The organism is Nocardioides sp. zg-1230, assembly GCF_013155335.1.
Classification (GTDB): Bacteria; Actinomycetota; Actinomycetes; order Propionibacteriales; family Nocardioidaceae; genus Nocardioides.
Genome location: NZ_JABJQZ010000004.1, coordinates 720780 through 738297 on the forward strand (window position 1 = coordinate 720780; position 17518 = coordinate 738297).

19 protein-coding genes are annotated in these 17518 nt (G+C 72.0%); 14 read left to right on the forward strand and 5 right to left on the reverse strand.

The genetic code is table 11. The features are described 5' to 3' along the window. The first annotated feature begins 14 nt into the window (after window positions 1–14). From fabG to HOO61_RS15430, 4 genes are read left to right on the forward strand one after another with little or no spacing between them, the layout of a single operon-like run. Window positions 15–743 carry a 3-oxoacyl-[acyl-carrier-protein] reductase gene (gene fabG / locus HOO61_RS15415; protein WP_367650210.1) on the forward strand — a complete coding sequence of 243 codons (729 nt, stop codon included), beginning with the start codon at window positions 15–17 and terminating at the stop codon, window positions 741–743. Window positions 744–787: 44 nt separating this feature from the next. Then, entirely contained in the window at window positions 788–1558 is a 771-nt protein-coding gene (fabI, locus tag HOO61_RS15420; protein ID WP_172259865.1) for an enoyl-ACP reductase FabI, read from the forward strand. A 31-nt stretch (window positions 1559–1589) separates the two neighbouring features. Beyond that, window positions 1590–3290, forward strand: coding sequence for a Mur ligase family protein (locus tag HOO61_RS15425; RefSeq protein WP_172259867.1), 1701 nt, complete (start codon window positions 1590–1592; stop codon window positions 3288–3290). Then, the gene (locus tag HOO61_RS15430) at window positions 3287–3949 is read left to right on the forward strand and encodes a methyltransferase domain-containing protein (protein WP_172259869.1); all 663 of its coding nucleotides are present in this window, start codon (window positions 3287–3289) and stop codon (window positions 3947–3949) included. The genes HOO61_RS15425 and HOO61_RS15430 overlap by 4 nt, the downstream gene beginning before the upstream one ends. A 7-nt stretch (window positions 3950–3956) precedes the next feature. On the opposite strand, the gene HOO61_RS24215 is transcribed toward HOO61_RS15430, so the two are convergent. From HOO61_RS24215 to HOO61_RS15445, 3 genes are read right to left on the reverse strand one after another with little or no spacing between them, the layout of a single operon-like run. After that, window positions 3957–4322: a cupin domain-containing protein gene (locus HOO61_RS24215; RefSeq protein WP_172259871.1), complete on the reverse strand. Its 366-nt coding sequence runs from the start codon at window positions 4320–4322 to the stop codon at window positions 3957–3959. Between the two features lie 11 nt (window positions 4323–4333). Next, window positions 4334–7108 carry a cyanophycin synthetase gene (gene cphA / locus HOO61_RS15440; protein ID WP_172259873.1) on the reverse strand — a complete coding sequence of 925 codons (2775 nt, stop codon included), beginning with the start codon at window positions 7106–7108 and terminating at the stop codon, window positions 4334–4336. Next, complete coding sequence (locus HOO61_RS15445) at window positions 7108–8085, reverse strand: cyanophycinase (RefSeq protein ID WP_172259875.1); 978 nt, start codon at window positions 8083–8085, stop codon at window positions 7108–7110. The genes cphA and HOO61_RS15445 overlap by 1 nt, the downstream gene beginning before the upstream one ends. Window positions 8086–8172: 87 nt before the next feature. Between HOO61_RS15445 and HOO61_RS15450 the strand changes: the two genes are divergently transcribed. Then, complete coding sequence (locus HOO61_RS15450; RefSeq protein ID WP_253942400.1) at window positions 8173–8664, forward strand: histidine phosphatase family protein; 492 nt, start codon at window positions 8173–8175, stop codon at window positions 8662–8664. Beyond that, window positions 8661–9452: a putative protein N(5)-glutamine methyltransferase gene (locus tag HOO61_RS15455; RefSeq protein ID WP_172259877.1), complete on the forward strand. Its 792-nt coding sequence runs from the start codon at window positions 8661–8663 to the stop codon at window positions 9450–9452. The genes HOO61_RS15450 and HOO61_RS15455 overlap by 4 nt, the downstream gene beginning before the upstream one ends. Here the strand turns inward: HOO61_RS15455 and serB are convergent. Further along, complete coding sequence (gene serB / locus HOO61_RS15460) at window positions 9442–10659, reverse strand: phosphoserine phosphatase SerB (protein WP_172259879.1); 1218 nt, start codon at window positions 10657–10659, stop codon at window positions 9442–9444. The two genes, HOO61_RS15455 and serB, sit on opposite strands and share 11 nt — an antisense overlap. A gap of 106 nt (window positions 10660–10765) precedes the next feature. Between serB and HOO61_RS15465 the strand changes: the two genes are divergently transcribed. Further along, window positions 10766–11200: a DUF805 domain-containing protein gene (locus HOO61_RS15465; RefSeq protein ID WP_172259881.1), complete on the forward strand. Its 435-nt coding sequence runs from the start codon at window positions 10766–10768 to the stop codon at window positions 11198–11200. Between the two features lie 13 nt (window positions 11201–11213). Here HOO61_RS15465 and HOO61_RS15470 read toward each other — a convergent pair whose 3' ends face one another. Further along, window positions 11214–11924, reverse strand: a complete 711-nt coding sequence (locus HOO61_RS15470; RefSeq protein ID WP_172259883.1) for a hypothetical protein — start codon at window positions 11922–11924, stop codon at window positions 11214–11216. A gap of 67 nt (window positions 11925–11991) precedes the next feature. Between HOO61_RS15470 and HOO61_RS15475 the strand changes: the two genes are divergently transcribed. The 7 genes from HOO61_RS15475 (at window position 11992) to HOO61_RS15505 (ending at window position 17397) form a co-directional block, all read left to right on the forward strand. Beyond that, window positions 11992–12798 (forward strand): ABC transporter ATP-binding protein, encoded by an 807-nt coding sequence (locus tag HOO61_RS15475; protein WP_172259885.1) that lies wholly within the window; start codon window positions 11992–11994, stop codon window positions 12796–12798. 29 nt (window positions 12799–12827) lie between these two features. Further along, window positions 12828–13289, forward strand: coding sequence for an NfeD family protein (locus HOO61_RS15480; protein WP_172259887.1), 462 nt, complete (start codon window positions 12828–12830; stop codon window positions 13287–13289). Between the two features lie 67 nt (window positions 13290–13356). Continuing rightward, on the forward strand, window positions 13357–14472 hold the full coding sequence (locus HOO61_RS15485) for an SPFH domain-containing protein (protein ID WP_367650198.1): 1116 nt from the start codon (window positions 13357–13359) through the stop codon (window positions 14470–14472). Further along, window positions 14469–15230, forward strand: a complete 762-nt coding sequence (locus HOO61_RS15490; protein WP_172259889.1) for a sulfite exporter TauE/SafE family protein — start codon at window positions 14469–14471, stop codon at window positions 15228–15230. Before HOO61_RS15485 ends, HOO61_RS15490 begins: the two co-directional genes overlap by 4 nt. Before the next feature lie 141 nt (window positions 15231–15371). Further along, window positions 15372–16049 carry a DUF222 domain-containing protein gene (locus HOO61_RS15495; RefSeq protein ID WP_172259891.1) on the forward strand — a complete coding sequence of 226 codons (678 nt, stop codon included), beginning with the start codon at window positions 15372–15374 and terminating at the stop codon, window positions 16047–16049. Then, the gene (locus tag HOO61_RS15500; protein WP_172259893.1) at window positions 16046–16870 is read left to right on the forward strand and encodes an HNH endonuclease signature motif containing protein; all 825 of its coding nucleotides are present in this window, start codon (window positions 16046–16048) and stop codon (window positions 16868–16870) included. Before HOO61_RS15495 ends, HOO61_RS15500 begins: the two co-directional genes overlap by 4 nt. A gap of 122 nt (window positions 16871–16992) precedes the next feature. Then, window positions 16993–17397 carry a hypothetical protein gene (locus HOO61_RS15505; protein ID WP_172259895.1) on the forward strand — a complete coding sequence of 135 codons (405 nt, stop codon included), beginning with the start codon at window positions 16993–16995 and terminating at the stop codon, window positions 17395–17397. Window positions 17398–17518: the final 121 nt, after the last annotated feature.

Below are 17518 nucleotides of genomic sequence, written 5' to 3' on the forward strand. Positions count from 1 at the left end.
GGAGCGTGAGCGAGATTCCCGGATCCAGCACCCCGCCCGCACCCCGCTCGGTCCTGGTGACCGGCGGCAACCGTGGCATCGGCCGCGCCATCGCCGAGGCGTTCATCGCCCAGGGCGACAAGGTCGCGGTCACCACCCGTAACGGTGGCGCGCCCGACGGCGCGCTCGACGTGCGGTGCGACATCACCGACGCCGAGCAGGTCGAGGCAGCCTTCGCGCAGGTCGAGGAGGCGCACGGTCCGGTCGAGGTGCTGGTCGCCAACGCCGGGATCACGAAGGACACGCTGCTGCTGCGGATGAGCGAGGACGACTGGTCCTCGGTCATCGACACGAACCTCACCGGCACCTTCCGGCTGGCCAAGCGGGCCGCGAAGGGGATGCTCCGTCTGCGTCGCGGCCGGATCATCCTCATCTCGTCGGTCGTCGGGCTGCTCGGTTCGGCCGGCCAGGTCAACTACGCCGCGTCGAAGTCCGGCCTGGTCGGCATGGCGCGCTCGCTGGCGCGTGAGCTCGGCAGCCGGTCGATCACGACCAACGTCGTCGCGCCTGGCTTCGTCGAGACCGACATGACCGACGTCCTGACCGACGACCAGAAGAACGCCATCAAGACGCAGGTGCCGCTCGGTCGCTACGCCTCGACGGCCGAGGTGGCCTCCGCGGTCACCTGGCTCGCCTCCGATGGCGCGTCCTACGTCACCGGCGCCGTGATCCCGGTCGACGGCGGCCTCGGCATGGGCCACTGATCCTCCCGCGACACACGACCACTCACGACGAAAGGTCCAACGACATGGGAATCCTCGACGGCAAGCGCATCCTCGTCGCCGGCGTCACGATGGACAGCTCCATCGGCTTCGCCACCGCCAAGATCGCCCAGGAGCAGGGCGCCACGGTGCTGATCTCCAACTTCGGCCGCGCGCTCGGCATCACCAAGCGGATCGCCAAGCGGCTCCCGCAGGAGCCGCCGGTGCTCGAGCTCGACGTGACCGACGAGGGCCACCTCGCGGGCCTCGCCGACCAGGTCCGTGAGCACGTCGACGGCCTCGACGGCGTCGTCCACTCCATCGCCTACGGCAACCCGCAGACGCTGCTCGGCGGCAAGTTCATGGACGGCCCCTGGGACGACGTGGCGCAGGCCGTGCAGGTGTCGGCGTACTCCCTCAAGTCGCTGGCCGTCGCCACCAGGCCGCTGCTCTCACGCGGCTCGTCGATCGTCGGGCTGACCTTCGACGCCACCACCGCGTGGCCGGCGTACGACTGGATGGGCGTCGCGAAGGCGGCGCTGGAGAACACGAGCCGGTACGTCGCCCGCGACCTCGGCCCCGACGGCATCCGCTGCAACCTCGTCGCCGCCGGCCCGCTCAAGACCCTCGCGGCGAAGGCGATCCCGGGGTTCGAGGACCTCGAGTCGGCATGGAAGGACCGCGCGCCGCTCGGGTGGGACGAGTCCGACCACACGCCCACCGCGCAGGCCGTCGTGGCCCTGCTGAGCGACTTCTTCCCGGCCACCACCGGCGAGATCGTGCACGTCGACGGCGGCTTCCACGCGATGGGCCTGTAGCGGCCCGACCACGGTCCGCTAGTTTCCCCGGGTGACCTCACTCGTCGAGCTGCGCGTCCTCGAAGGCCCCAACCTCTACTTCCCGCGCGCCGCGGTGAAGCTGACCCTCGACGTCTCGACGATCACCGAGGCCGGTGACGAGGCCGTGCTGCGCTTCGCCCGCCGGATCGGGCTCCGCACGACGCGGCCGGGAGCCGCCGGATCGGGCTTCCGGCAGCGCTTCGCGCTCCGGGCCGTGGAGCGCCTGGTCCGTGCGATCGCGGGGGAGGCGGGCACGCGGCGCCTCGCCGTGCGCGTACGTCCCACGTCCGACCCGGACGTGGTGGTCGTCGCCTTCCCGTGGCGCAACCGGGGCCGGGCGCGCGCCCTCGGCGAGGCGGTCGCGCACGCCCTCGACGCCCTCCCGACGCCCGATGTCGAGGCAGCCGTGAGCGACGCCGCCGCGGAGGTGGCTGCTGCCCCGCGCGGTGACCGGCCCGGCACGATCACGCCGACCATCCCCGTCGTCGCGGTGACGGGCACCAACGGCAAGACCACGACCAGCCGGATGATCGCCCACGTCGCCCGCACGAGCGGCCTGGTCGTCGGCTGGTCCAACACCGATGGCATCTACCGCGACGGGGTGCTCGTCGAGGCGGGCGACTACTCCGGGCCCTCGGGTGCCGGGCGCGCGCTCGGGCTCGACGGCGTGCAGCTCGCCGTGACCGAGACCGCCCGCGGCGGCATCCTGCTCAAGGGCATCGGCATCACCTGCAACGACGTGTCGGTGGTGACCAACGTGACCGCCGACCACCTCGGCCTGCAGGGCATCGACACGGTCGACCAGCTCGCCGAGGTGAAGTCCGTCGTCCCGCGGATCACCCGCAAGGACGGCTGGGCGGTGCTCAACGGCGACGACCCGCGGGTGCTGGCCATGCGTGCCGTGATCTCGGCGCGGCCGTGGATCTTCAGCCGTGACCCCGACTCGCCGGCCGTGCGCGACGTACTCACCGACGGCGGCCGGGCCACGACGGTGATCGACGGCTGGATCACCGTGCTCGCGCCCGCCGCCGACCCCGACCCGCTGGTCGAGCTCGTCGACGTCCCGATGACGCTCGCCGGGCTGTCCCGCTTCAACATCGAGAACGCCCTCGCCGCCGCGTCCGCCGCCCTCGCCATCGGCCTGCCCCGCGACGCAGTGGTCGCCGGCCTCACGTCGTTCCGCCCCGACGCCGAGCACAACCCGGGCCGGATGAACTTCTTCTCGATGCCCGCCACGGACGGGCAGAGCATCTCGGTCGTCATGGACCTCGCCCACAACGAGGCCGGCCTCGAGGCGCTGCTCGAGATCATGGCGGGCGTACGACGCCCCGGCGCGCGTCTGCTGCTCGGCCTCGGCGCCGTCGGTGACCGCACCGACGAGCTGATCGACGCGCTCGGCGAGATCGGTGCCAAGGGCAGCGACGTCGTCGCCATCGGCCACAAGGAGTGGTACCTCCGCGGTCGCACCATGAAGGAGATCGACGACCTGCTGCGCGCCGGTGCGGCCCGGGTGGGCGTCACCGACATCGACACCTACGACACCGAGGTCGAGTGCCTCGCCGCGCTGGTCGCGCGGGCGCGGCCGGGCGACGTCGTCGGGCTGATGTGCCATGCCGAGCGCCAGGAGGCCTACGACTGGATCGCCGCGCACGGCGGCACGCCGGACTCGCCCGAGACGCTGTCGCAGAAGGTGCGGGCGGCGCGCGCGTGAGCGGGGGCTGGGCGCAGGTGTACGACGCCCTCGCGCCGACGTACGACGAGATGACCACCGGCAACGGCTGGTCGGCCAACCGCCGCGCCCGCGGCCTGCTCGCCCCGCTCGGCCTGGTGCCGGCGCGGGTCCTCGACCTCGGTGCCGGGACCGGGCAGACGGCCGTCATGCTGCACGAGCTGTTCCCCGCTGCCGCCCTGACGCTCGTCGACCCGTCGCCCGGGATGCTGGAGCGGGCCCGCGCCATGATGTCGGACGCCGGAGTGTCGGGAGCCGAGGTCGTGGCCGCGGATGCCGCGTCGTTCCTCCGCGCCGACGACCGCCAGTGGGACCTGGTCGCCGCGATCGGCTTCCTCGAGCTGGTGCCCGACCTCTTCGAGGTCCTCGGGTTGGCCGCGACGCGGCTGGCGCCCGGCGGGCACCTCGTCGTCAGCCACGAGCCGCTGCTGGACGACGGGTCGGTGCAGGCTGCGCCGGTCAGCGTGGTGAGCGGCGACCAGCGGGTGCGCCGCCACCCGCGCGAGGACGTCGAGCGTGGCGCGGCGTCGTACGGCCTCGAGCGCGTCGCGTCGGACGACGGCGTCGCCTTCGAGCGCAGCGAGGGCGGCGGCCCAGCGGTCAACGAACTCGTGGTCTGGCGGGCCGCCGTCGACCGGTGACGTGGGCTCAGGTGTCGCCCGGGTCCACCTGCTCGCCAGGTGCGCCGATGTCGAGGTCGCCTTCGACGATCATCGCGGACATGCCCGTGGGCGAGCGCGTCTCGTGCAGCTCGCCGGGCTCCCACACGGCGGCCTGGCCGGGACCGAGGCGACGCACGGCCCGCTCGGCGCCGCTCACCTCGGCCTCACCAGACAGCACGACCAGCAGCTGACGACCCGCCGCCGGGTGCCGCCCGATGGTGCCGCCCGGGGTGAGCGAGACCGCGACCAGGTGGGCGTCGGCGCTGATCCCGAACGCGCCGATGGAGAACCCGCGGCTCCCGTGGGCCTCGATCGGTCGGTGGGGCAGGTCGGCGAGGTCGAGGATCCGCACTCAGCCGGCCCTCACGCGTCCGTGGCCGGCGGGACGTAGTCGGGGTCCGCCGACGGCGCGTCGGGGTTGGCCACGGACCCGGCCTGGGCGACGTCGGACCAGTTCTCCAGCTCTGCCATCACCTCGGCGTGCTTGTCGACGCACACCACGACGAGGTCGCCACGGTTCGCGCGGCTCATCGCGTGCCGCACCGCCTCGATCTCTTCGAGCACGAGCTCGGCCTGCTTGCAGCGGGCGCCGTCGGCCATCGCGGCGCGTACGCCGTCCAGCACGAGCTGGGCGGTCGCGCCCCGGTCGCGGCCGCGCAGCGCCACGTCCTCACGCACGATGCACACGTCGAAGTGCTGGGCCGCGATCTGCCCGAGCTCGCGCATGTCCTGGTCGCGGCGGTCGCCGGCGGTGGCGATGATGCCGATCCGCGATGGTCGGGCGAGGTCGTGGGAGGACTCGAGCGACTCGCCGACCCGGTCCACGAAGTCGCCGAGCATCTTCATGCCGGGCGCGTTGTGGCAGTAGTCGACGATCACGTTGACGCCGTTGACCTCGACCTCGTTGAGGCGGCCGGGGGAGAGGTAGTAGTTGGTCGAGAAGGTCCGCAGGCCCTGCCGGATGTCGTGGAGCGGGGCGCCGGCCGCGAACGCGGCTGCTGCTGCGGCGAGGGCGTTCTGGACGTTCATCCGCGCCCGGCCGCTGAAGGTCGACGGCAGCAGGTGGGTCCACGCCAGCTGCATCTCGCGACGACCGTGCAGCACGACCATCATCTCTCCGCGGTCGCTCGGGTTGAGCACGATCGCCTTGCCGCCGCGACGGCAGTGCGCGTCGATCATGTCGCGCACCTCGCTGCCGGGCTCCTCCATCGAGAACCACACGACCTGGCCCGAGCACTTGCGGCGCATCTCGCGCACCAGCGGGTCGTCGGCGTTGAGGACGGCGTGGCCGTCGCGCGGCACCGCCTCGACGATCACCGCCTTGACGTCGGCGAGCTGCTCCACGGTGTCGATGCCGCGCAGCCCGAGGTGGTCGGGCTGCACGTTGAGGACGACGGCGACGTCGTTGCGCTCGTAGCCGAGACCCTCGCGCAGGATGCCGCCGCGCGCGACCTCGAAGACCGCGAAGTCGACGCGCGGGTTCTGCAGCACCATGCGCGCGGACCGGGGACCGGAGGCGTCGGCGCGGATGAGCAGCCGCTCGTCGATGACGACGCCGTCGGTCGAGGTCATGCCGACCTTGCGGCCCATCCCCTTGAAGATGTGGCTGATCATCCGGCTCGTGGTCGTCTTGCCGTTGGTGCCGGTCACCGCGACGATCGGGATCCGCGACGTCGCACCGGGCGGGAACAGCATGTCGACCACCGGCTTGGCGATGAACTGCGGCTCGCCGATCGTCGGGTGTGTGTGCATCCGGAAGCCCGGCGCCGCGTTGACCTCGCAGATCGCGCCGCCGGCCTCGCGGACCGGTTCGGTGATGTCGGGGCAGATGAAGTCGATGCCGGCGATGTCGAGGCCGACCATCCGGGCGGCCTCCTCGGCGATCTCGACGTTCTCCGGGTGCGCCTCGAAGGTGCGGTCGATGGAGATGCCGCCGGTGGACATGTTGCCGGTGAGCGCGAGCTTGACCATCTCGCCCTCGGCGGGCACCGAGTCGAGCGTGTGCCCCTGGTCGGCGAGCACCTCGATCGCGGCCTCGTCGACCTTGATCCGGGTCAGCACCTTCTCGTGGCCGACGCCGCGACGCGGGTCGGCGTTGGTCAGGTCGACCAGCGCCTGCACCGTCGACGTACCGTCACCGGTCACCGATGCCGGCACCCGCTCGGCGATCGCGACCATCCGCCCGTCGATGATCAGGCAGCGGTAGTCCTTGCCGGTCACGAACGACTCGACGATGACGTTTCCGCGGCGCGACTGGCCGTGCGCCACCGGGAACGCGGCGCGTACGTCGTCCTCGTCCTGCAGGTCGAGGCACACCCCGCGGCCGTGGTTGCCGTCGAGCGGCTTGAGCACGACCGGGTATCCGATGCGGCGCGCGGCGGCGACGGCACCCTCCTCGGTGCGGACCGACTCCTGCTTGGGCACGGGCAGTCCGGCGGCGCCGAGCAGCTTGGTGGTGAGGTCCTTGTCGGAGGCGATGTCGACGGCGATCGACGACGTCTCGGACGTCATCGTGGCGCGGATCCGCCTGGCGTGGACGCCCTGTCCGAGCTGGACGAGGGAGTACTGGTTGAGCCGGATCCACGGGATGTCGCGGGAGACCGCCTCGTCGACGATCGCCTGCGTCGACGGCCCGAACGCCGTGCGCTCGGCGCGGCGGATGAAGTCGTCGCGCTCGGTCTCCCAGTCGAAGTCGGGGTCGCCCTCGACGAGGTGGTTGACGAGCCGGACGGCGAGGCGACCGGCGGTGAGGCCGACGTTCTCCTCGATGTAGCCGTAGATGATGTTGTAGCGACCGGGCTGGCCCTTGACCTGCCGGGTCTTGCCGCGGCGGATGTCGTGGCCGACGAGCTGCTGCAGCGCGAGCGCGACGTGCTCGGCGACGTGCCCCAGCCAGGTGCCCTCGTTGAGGCGCTCGAGGAAGCCGCCCCGACGTCCGCGCGAGCAGGAGTGCTCCCGCAGCCCGGGGAGCATCGCGACGAGGTCGTCGGTGAAGCCGGGGATCGTGTTGGTGGGGTACTGCTCGAGCGAACCCAGGTCGACCACGAGGTGGATCGACTTGTCGTAGGACCAGACGTTGGCACCGCGGTAGACCCGCGTCTCGACGATCTCCAGGTCCGGGGTGGGGCGCTCGCTCATCAATCGTCTCCCTGGTTCGGGTCGGGGGTCTGGGGGGCCGGGCCGCGGCGCAGCTTGAGGCGTCGGCGGATCGCGGCGGGGGTCGCGTCGGCGGCGGCGATGTCGCGGGCCAGCTGGCGCAGGTCGCGGCTGGCCTCGGCGAGCTCGGCGGCGTCCTCCTGCTGGATCGCCGGTTCCTGGGTGACGAGGGCCCGCGTGGTGAGGTTGAAGACGGTGCCCTCGGGCAGCGTGTGGAACACCACCCCGCTCGCGAGCAGGGGTGAGGACCGGGTCGCCTCGTAGGCGTTGGAGACCATGCGCGTGCCGTCGAAGATCGTGACCGCACCCTTGCCGAGCACCCGCATCACGAGCTCGCCGGCCACGTCCTCGACCAGGCCGCACGTGTCCTCGTCGACGCCGATGCCGAGCAGCTGCGGGCTCTGCGCGACGATCATCAGCAGGCGGCCGTAGCGGTTGCGCTGGTCGAAGTGCTGGTCGATCACCGCCCTGCCGACCAGGCCGAGCCCGCCTGCCACCTGCGTCATCCGCTGCTTGGGGGTGGCCCCACCGACGCCGAAGGCGACCATGTGGGACGACTGGATGCTCGCACCGGCCGACGTGCCGGCGACGACCGCGCCGCGCTCGTGGGCGCGCAGGATCGCGTCCCCCACCGGCGTGCCGCACACGATGGAGGAGAGCTTGAGCTGGTTGCCGCCGGTCATGAAGATGCCGGTGGCCTCGTCGAGCGCCTTCACCAGCACCGGGTCGTGGGCCTGCTCGCGCGACTCCGGACGTACGGCGTCCACGCTGGCCGCGCCGAACTTGCTGAACAGGGCGTCGTAGACGTCCACCACCTCGCGTCCGAGCGAGGAGGCGGTCGGGATGACGGCGATGTGCGCGTCCCGGCCGCCGCTCAGGGCGACGAAGTGCTTGAGGATGGTGGGCTTGCGCACCTTGTCCTCGGCACCCCCGATGATCATGAGTGGTCCCCTGGGCATGACAGGCAGGCTAGCGGCTGGAAGGGTGAGGGAATGCAGGAGTCAGTGAGGGAGGCGTCCGGCGCGGGTCTGCGCAGGCTCGTGGTGATGCGTCATTCGAAGGCCGAGCACAGCGCGAGCACCGACCACGCGCGCGCGCTGGCCGAGCGCGGCCTGGGCGACGCCGAGGCTGCCGGCCGCTGGATGCGCGACCAGGGCATCGAGCCCGACGTCGCGCTCGTCTCCGACGCCGTCCGCACGCAGCAGACGTGGGAGCAGGTCGCCGCCGGCGCCGGGTGGGAGGAGGGCCTCGTCGTGCTCTCCGACGCGCTGTACGCCGCCGGCACCGACTCGGCGTTCGACCTGGTCCGGGACACCGCGCCCGAGGTCCGCACCCTGGTCGTCATCGGCCACAACCCGACCGTCGGCTCGCTCGCCGAGCTCGTCGACGACGGCGAGGGCGACACCGAGGCGACGACCACCATGCTGACGCGCGGCTTCCCGACCTCTGCCGTCGCGGTGTTCAGCGTCGACGGCGACTGGGCTGACCTCGGCCCCGGTTCCGCGCGCCTCGAGGCCTTCCACGTCGGGGCTGCGTGAGCGATCCGCACGTCGCGGCGCGGCTCCGCGCCGCCGGCTGCGTGTGGGCCGAGGACGAGGCGGCCCTGCTGGAGCAGGCGGCGTCGTCCGCCGACGACCTCGAGCGCCTCGTCGTACGCCGCGTCGCCGGCGAGCCGCTGGAGACGGTGCTGGGCTGGGTGGAGTTCCTCGGTCGGCGGCTGGTGGTCGCGCCAGGGGTGTTCGTGCCGCGGCGGCGGACCGAGCTGCTCGCGCGGCTGACGGTCGACCGCGCGGGTCGGGCGCCCGGGCGTCCGGTGGTGGTCGAGATGTGCTGCGGGGTCGCGCCCGTCGCCGCCGCCCTCGAGGCCACGCGCGCCGAGGTGCACGCGTGCGACGTGAGCGCGACGGCGCTCGACTGCGCCCGGTCCAACGCCCCGTCCGCGACGCTCCACCACGGTGACCTGTACGACGCGCTGCCGGCCCGCCTCGCCGGGCGCGTGGCGGTGCTGGCCGCCAACGCCCCCTACGTCCCCTCCGACCGCGTCGCCGACATGCCACCAGAGGCGCGCGACCACGAGCCACGCGTCGCCCTCGACGGCGGCGCCGACGGCGTGGACCTGCACCGGCTCCTCGCCGCGGACGCCGTCCGCTGGCTGGCGCCCGGGGGAGTGCTGCTCGTCGAGACGAGTCGCGAGCAGGCCGGGCTGACGACCAGTGCGATGGCGGCGGCCGGGCTGGTGACGGCCGTCGAGACCGACGACGACATCGGCGGCTGCGTCGCGGTCGGCGTACGCCTCCCTCGTCCAGCTGACGGCGTCAGCCGATGAGCGGCGGCGCGGGCGTCGTGATGCCGACGGCCGCGTCCGCCTCCTCGATCTGCTCGCGCGAGATGCCGAGCAGGTAGAGGATCGCGTCGAGGTAGGGGACGTTGACGGCCGTGTCGGCGGCGTCGCGGACCATCGGCTTGGCGTTGTAGGCGATGCCGAGACCGGCGGCGTTGAGCATGTCGAGGTCGTTGGCCCCGTCACCGATGGCGATCACCGCGTCCAGCGGTACGCCGACCTCCGTGGCGAACTCGCGCAGCGCGGCCGCCTTGCCTGCCCGGTCGACGACGTCGCCCACGATGCGGCCGGTGAGCCGGCCGTCGACGACCTCGAGCTCGTTGGCGCGGGCGAAGTGGATGCCGAGGTCGGCGGCGAGCCGGTCGGTGATCTGGGTGAAGCCGCCGGAGACGATCGCGAACCGGTACCCCAGGCGGCGCAACGTGCGCACCATCGTGCGGGCGCCGGGCGCGAGCACGATCGAGTCGTAGACCTCGTCGAGCGCCGACTCCGGCACGCCCTCCAGCAGGGCGACGCGTTCGCGGAGCGACGCCTCGAAGTCCAGCTCGCCCCGCATCGCCGCCTCGGTGACCCGCGCGACCTCCGCCTCCTGGCCCGCGTGCGCGGCGAGCATCTCGATGACCTCGCCCTGGATGAGGGTGGAGTCGACGTCCATGACGATCAGCCGGATGCCGCGGCGGTGCAGGGAGTCGCGCTGCACGGCGAGGTCGATGCCCTGCCTGACGGCCTCGACCGCCAGGAGCGGGCGGAGCGTGTCGGCCGGCGCGCCCGAGACGTGCAGCTCGATCGCCGTCACCGGGTAGCGCGCCATCCGCTCGATCTTGTCGATGTTGGCGCCCGAGTCGGCGATGCGGCCGGCGATCGCGGCCATCGCCGAGGCCTTCAGAGGACTGCCGATGATCGTGATGTGCGAACGCTCGCCGGGGCGGCTGCGGTTGTCACCGGCGCCGCGGTCCACCTCGACGCTCATGTCGAGGTCGGTGGCGGTGCGCTCGATGACGTCGCGCAGCTTCTTCCAGTCCCGCGGCGCCGTGACGAGGATGCCGAGCACCAACCGCCGCCGCAGCACGATCTGCTCGATGTCGATCACCTCGACACCGGCGGCCGACAGCGCGGCGAAGATCGCTGAGGTGACGCCAGGGCGGTCCTTGCCCGTGAGGGTGACCAGGAGGGTCTTCGGCTCGTCTTCCATCGCGTCGAAGGCTAGCGTGGTGCTGGCGACCAGCGGCCCCCGTGCCCTACGTTCGGGACGCTGGCGGTCCGGCTCAGGGAACCGCCCACGACCACGGGGGTAATCCATGGACTTCATGACGGCTGTCCGCACGTGCTTGTCGAAGTACGTCGGCTTCTCGGGCCGCGCGCGGCGCTCCGAGTACTGGTACTTCGCACTGTTCACGTTCCTGGTGAGCGTGGTGTCCACGATCCTCGACGTCGTCCTCGGCACCGACTACGAGGGCGCGGCCAGCGGTGGTCTCATCAACACCGTCGCCAGCCTGGCGCTCTTCCTGCCCAGCCTCGCCGTCGGCGTGCGCCGGCTGCACGACACCGACCGCAGCGGCTGGTGGATCCTCATCGGCCTCATCCCGATCATCGGCTGGATCCTGCTCATCGTGTGGTACTGCACCGATTCCAAGCCCGACAACCAGTACGGCCCCAACCCCAAGACGGGCCCGAGCGGCTACGCCGGCGACTACCCGCCGCCGGCCTACGGCAGCGGCCAGTACGGCGGCTGACGCCGGGAGTCCCTCAGCGGTCCGGCCACACCTCGGGGGAGCAGGCCGCCACGATCGCGCGCCGGGCCGCCCGGCCCAGCGGCTGGAGCAGGTCGCGGCGGCGCTCCACCTCGTACGACGACAGTGCCCCGCCGTCGTCCACGAGGGCGAGGTCGACGATGGCCCACGCCTGCAGGCCGCGCGCGGCGAGGTCGACGCACCGCGGCGGGGTGCCGAGCGGTGCGTCGACGGAGGGACGGTGGTGCAGGTTCATCAGGGCGTCGGCGGCCTCCGGTCGCCACCTCGCCACGTCGAGGTCGGCGAGGTCGCCGGCGGCGCCCAGGAGCGCGGCGCGCAGGACGCGGTCGGCCTCCCCGACGTCCGGGAGCTGGCGCCGCGAGGCCTCGAAGGGCCGCCACTGCACCGTCTCGCCCTGCTCCTGCGGCACCAGGCCGAGGTCGCCCACCACGACGGCCTGCCCGGCCTCGAGGGCGGCGGTGTTGAAGTCGCGCGGGCCGCCCAGGCCCAGGGGGTCGCCGTCGACCGGCAATGCCAGTCCGGCGTACGACGCCCCGGTGCCCCGCGCGTGCGTCAGCAGGTCGAGCGCCGAGCCGCCGTCCAGCAGGTGGGTGTCGTCGGCCAGCGCGTCGAGCACGTGGTCGGTCTGCTCGTGACCGCGCAGCCACGCGGTGAACCACCAGGCGAGGGTCGCCGAGTGGGGGAGGGCGAGGGGCGTGCGCGACATCGCGGTGAGGTTACCCGCCCCGCAGTGTCGCTGAAGGATGGGCGGACCTGCTGGATAGGGTGACGCCATGGTCGCCGTCATCGAGCTCGCAGGGGTCACGGTGCGCAGGGGCCAGTCGTTGCTGCTCGACGACGTCGACTGGCTGGTCGAGGACGACGAGCGCTGGGTGGTCCTCGGACCCAACGGCGCCGGCAAGACGACCCTGCTGCAGGTCGCGGCCGCGCAGCTGCACCCGACGTCGGGAGTCGCCGGCATCCTCGACGAGGTCCTCGGCACCACCGACGTCTTCGAGCTGCGCCCGCGCATCGGCCTCACCAGCGCCGCGCTCGCCGACCGCATCCCGCGCTCCGAGCTGGTCAAGGACGTGGTGGTCTCGGCGTCCTACGGCGTGCTGGGTCGCTGGCGCGAGGAGTACGCCGACCTCGACCACGACCGGGCCGCCAGCCTCCTGGCCGAGGTCGGGGCCGACCACCTCGCGGAGCGCACCTTCGGCACCCTCAGCGAGGGCGAGCGCAAACGGGTCCAGGTCGCGCGGGCCCTGATGACCGACCCCGAGCTGCTGCTGCTCGACGAGCCGGCCGCGGGCCTCGACCTCGGGGGCCGCGAGGACCTGGTCGCGACGTTGTCCCAGGTGGCCCTCGACCCCGACTCGCCTGCGACGGTCCTGGTCTCCCACCACGTCGAGGAGATCCCGCCCGGCTTCACCCACGCCCTGCTGCTGCGCGAGGGACGGGTCGTGGACTCCGGACCCGTCGAGGACGTCGTCACCGCCGAGTCGCTGTCGGAGACGTTCGGGGTGCCCCTGGTGGTGACCCGCGCCGACGACCGCTACGCAGCGCGCCGACGGCCCGCCCAGCGCGTCGCTCCCGCCTGACGTCACGACGTACTGGATAGGCTCGGGCCATGGACTGGATCCGCGACCACCTGTGGGAGACCTGGCTCGGGGTCTCGATCGTGCTGGGTGTCGCCGAGATGTTCAGCCTCGACCTGATCTTCGCGATGCTCGCCGCCGGCGCGGTGATCGGCACGGTCGCCGCCATTCTCGGACTGCCGGTCGTCGTCCAGGTCCTCGCGGCGCTCGCCGCCTCGATCGCGATGCTGGCCTTCGTCCGCCCGGCCTTCGTCAAGCGGCTCCACAGCGGTCCCGAGCTCGCGCTCGGCCACGGCAAGCTGGTCGGCACGCGCGGGCTGGTGACCGAGGAGATCACCGGCCTCGCCCCCGGTCGGATCAGGGCGGGCGGCGAGATCTGGACGGCGCTGCCCTACGACGAGCACCTCAAGATCGGTCCGGGCGAGACCGTGGAGATCCTCCAGATCAAGGGCGCCACCGCCTACGTCCACCCGGTCGGCACGCTCGAGCCCTGACCTCGGTCGGGCCCACGACCACACGAGACCCGTACCACTCGCACACACCAAGATCGGGGGAGATCCAGTGCCGTCAGCATTGCTCATCCTGTTCCTGCTCGTCGCCGTGTTCGTCGTCGTCATGCTCGCGAAGACGGTCCGCATCGTGCCCCAGGCACGCGCGGGCATCGTCGAGCGCTTCGGCAAGTACAAGGGGACGCTGCCGGCAGGGCTCAACATCGTCGTGCCGTTCATCGACAAGGTGCGCTACCTCATCGACCTGCGCGAGCAGGTCGTGAGCTTCCCGCCGCAGCCGGTGATCACCGAGGACAACCTGGTGGTGTCGATCGACACCGTCATCTACTTCCAGGTCACGGACCCGGTGGCGGCGACCTACGAGATCGCCAACTACATCCAGGCCGTCGAGCAGCTGACCATGACCACGCTGCGCAACATCGTCGGTGGCATGGACCTCGAGCAGACGCTGACCTCGCGCGAGGAGATCAACAACGGCCTGCGCGGTGTGCTCGACGAGGCGACCGGCAAGTGGGGGATCCGGGTCAACCGCGTCGAGATCAAGGGCATCGACCCGCCGCCGTCGATCAAGGACGCGATGGAGAAGCAGATGCGCGCCGACCGCGACAAGCGTGCGCTCATCCTGACCGCCGAGGGCCAGCGCCAGTCGGCCATCCTGACCGCCGAGGGAAACAAGCAGTCGGCGATCCTCAACGCCGAGGGTGACCGCGAGTCGCAGATCCTCCGCGCGCAGGCCGACCGGGAGGCCCAGATCCTGCGCGCCCAGGGTGAGGGACAGGCCATCCAGACGGTCTTCCAGGCCATCCACGACGGCCAGCCCGACCAGTCGCTGCTCGCCTACCAGTACCTCCAGATGATGCCGAAGATCGCCGAGGGCAGCGCCAACAAGGTGTGGGTCATCCCCTCGGAGATCACCAAGGCGATGGAGGGCCTCGGGTCCTCGATCCACGAGATCGCCGGCATCCCGAAGGACGCGACGCCCCGCACGCGGGTGGACATGGGCTCCTCCGAGCCGCAGCTGCCGCGCGGTTCGGACGACCCGGAGATGCGGGCGACAAGCGAGGCGGTGCAGCAGGCGATCGCCGAGGCCGAGATCGCCGCCAACCCGGGCAAGTCCGCACGGTCGTCGATCGACCCCACTGACCCGGGAGCACCTGCCGGCCAGTGAGTCCACTAGAAGCCGCGCTGATCGCCCTCGCGGGCGTGGCCGCCGGCACCATCAACACCGTGGTGGGGTCGGGAACGTTGATCACGTTCCCGACCCTCCTCGCGTTCGGCGTACCCCCGGTGACCGCCAACGTCAGCAACACCGTCGGCCTCGTGCCGGGCAGCATGTCGGGGGTCTTCGGCTACCGCCGCGAGCTCGCCGGGCAGGGCGCCCGCGTCCTGCGGCTGGGCTCGGCGTCGCTGCTCGGCGGTGTCGTCGGTGCGCTGCTCCTGCTGTGGCTGCCGTCGTCGGCCTTCGACACGATCGTCCCGGTGCTCATCGCGCTCGGCGTGGTGCTCGTCGTCCTGGGGCCGCGCATCCAGCGGTCGGTCGCCGCCCGCGCCGAGTCGCGGGGCGGCATCCCCGACCACGGCGTGTGGTGGGTCTGGCCGGCCGTGGCCGCCGCGGGTGTCTACGGCGGCTACTTCGGTGCGGCGCAGGGCGTGCTGCTGATGGCGATCCTCGGCATCGGCGTCGTCGACTCGATCCAGCGGCACACGGCCACGAAGAACCTGCTCGCCCTGATCGTCAACGCCGTCGCCGCGCTGGTCTTCATCGCCGTCGCCGACGTCGACTGGGTCGTGGCCGGCCTCATCGCGCTCGGCTCGGTGGTGGGCGGCCAGATCGGCGCGACCGTCGGGCGCCGCCTCCCGCCCGCCCTGCTTCGCGCCGTCATCGCCGCGGTCGGGGTCGTGGCGCTCGTGGTGCTGCTCGTCTGAGTGCGCCCTGTCCCACACCTGCTGGGTCGAGGAGGGACGTAGTCCCTTCGCGAGACCCGGAAGAACGGCGTGGCGGACGGGTGTCCACAGACCGCTCCTCGACGGGTGCCGTTGTCGTACCCGACGGCTAGGGTCGAACACATGAGCGAAGCGCTGGCGGACCGGGTGGCGGGTGGGGTCGAGGACCTCACCGCCTCTGACCTGCTCGCTGCGATCCGACAGCGTCGCGTGGACGAAAACCGCGCCGCTGCCGACCAGCTCCTCCTGGCGGCGCAGTGGGCGGACCTGCATCCGCCGGAGTCGATCCACGACGCAGCGTCGTTCTCGGTGCCGGGCTGGGAGCACGAGGAGCCCATCGCGGGTGAGGGGTGCCCGCTGGTGGCGGAGTTCTGCGTGGCCGAGCTCGGCGGCGTCCTCGGGGTGTCGACGGTGGCGGCGAAGAAGCTGATCGGGCAGGCGTTGGAGCTGCGGCACCGGCTGCCGCGGTTGTGGGCGCAGGTCCAGGCCGGCCGGGTGCCGGCGTGGAAGGCACGCGCGGTCGCCGAGACCACCATCCACTCCTCCCCGTCGCTGACGCGGGCGGCGGCCGGGTTCGTGGACGCGCAGGTCGCCGCGGTCGCCGGGAAGGTCGGCCCCGCCCAGCTCGATCGGCTCGTCGCGGAGGCCATCAAGCGGTACGACCTCGCCGAGCCCGACCGGTCGGCTGATAGCCCTCTCAAACACTTTCGACGACGCGCCGTGCGGACCCCCCCCCGTTCTGCGAGAGTTTCTTCCGCGTGCCGGAGGACGGGTACCTCTACGTGGACCCGCGTCACGTGAGGATCGACACCGAGGACGTGCACTTCGCCGGGACCATGCGGGTCGAGGCGGAGGTGGACATGGCCGACGCGATCGACCTCGACCGGGCCGTCGCCCACGGTGCCGCGACCCAGGCCGCGCTGGGATCGACCGAGTCTCTCGACGTCCGCCGGGCCAAGGCGCTCGGTGAGCTCGCTCGCACCCAGACCGCGCTCGACCTCCACACCACGGGCGCACGCACCACCGCGATGACAGACGACGGCGACGGTCTGCCGGTCGCGCGGGAGGTCGTGCTCCACGCCCATTTCGACGCGGGCTTCGCCGGCGACGCCACCGTGTTCGGGCCGACCGGGCGGCTGGCGGAGGGCCAGCGGCTCGTGCTGCTCGACCAGGTCAAGTCGTGGTGTGCCGACACGCGCACGAAGGTGACGATCAAGCCGGTCATCGACCTCAACACCCATCTGAAGACCGACGCCTACGAGGTTCCGGACCGGATCCGCGAGCACGTGATCCTCCGCGACCGCACCTGCGTGTTCCCGCGGTGCACCCGACCGGCCAGAGGTTGCGACGTCGACCACGTCATCCCCTATGACCCAGACGCCGAAGCCGAGGGCCGGCCTCAACCCGGGCCGACACAGACCGACAACCTCGCCTGCCTGTGCCGGTCCCACCACAGGCTCAAGACGCACTCGGCCTGGCGCTACGAGATGGTCGCGCCCGGGGTGTTCGAGTGGACCAGCCCGCACGGGTACCGCTACCGCCGCGACCACACCGGCACCACCACGATCGACTCACCGGATCCGCCCGGCCTACCCGGCATCCCACGACCACGCCGACCATGACCCCGCCCCGGACCCCGCTGACGTGACAACGGGGGGCCGGAGGCATGTCCATGTGGATGCCCTAGGGGCCGAGCTCCCCATCGGGGAACCAGCTGCCGGAAGTCTCCAGTCCGTTGTCCGGCGTGCGCCGTGTCACCAAGGACATCAGCGACGATGACCTCTATGAGGCGTTCATGGAGTTTCTTGGATGCTTCGGAGTAGCCCGCGAGACGGCCGCAGGCGCGATCCGCCTCGACATCGCCGGCGCCATGTATCCCACCGGTTGCGAAGCAGGCCAGCCTCTGGTGGTGCGCCTCAGCCGAACCCAGCTCCGTCGACTGGCATGGGCTGAGGACAACATCGTCGATGACACGGACCTCACGGAGGCGCCCCGTACGACGCATCATGTCGAGGTCGGGTTTGGCACGTTGACCTCTGGGCTGGCGGAGGCCTTCGAGTCTGGGATAGGCGCCGGGGCCGGCGTGCAGCCAGGCGAGCTCGTGTACGACGAGTCCGTCAACCGCCTGAGATATCGCGTCCGATCGTGATTGGGGCTAGTAGGCAAGGCACGGCCAACCTTCCACTCATGCCCCATTCCGTTCGAGCTGCGTCAACGGTGCCCGGTCCACCAGGACGAGCGCGAACCTGTCGGTGATGCCCTGCTGGCAC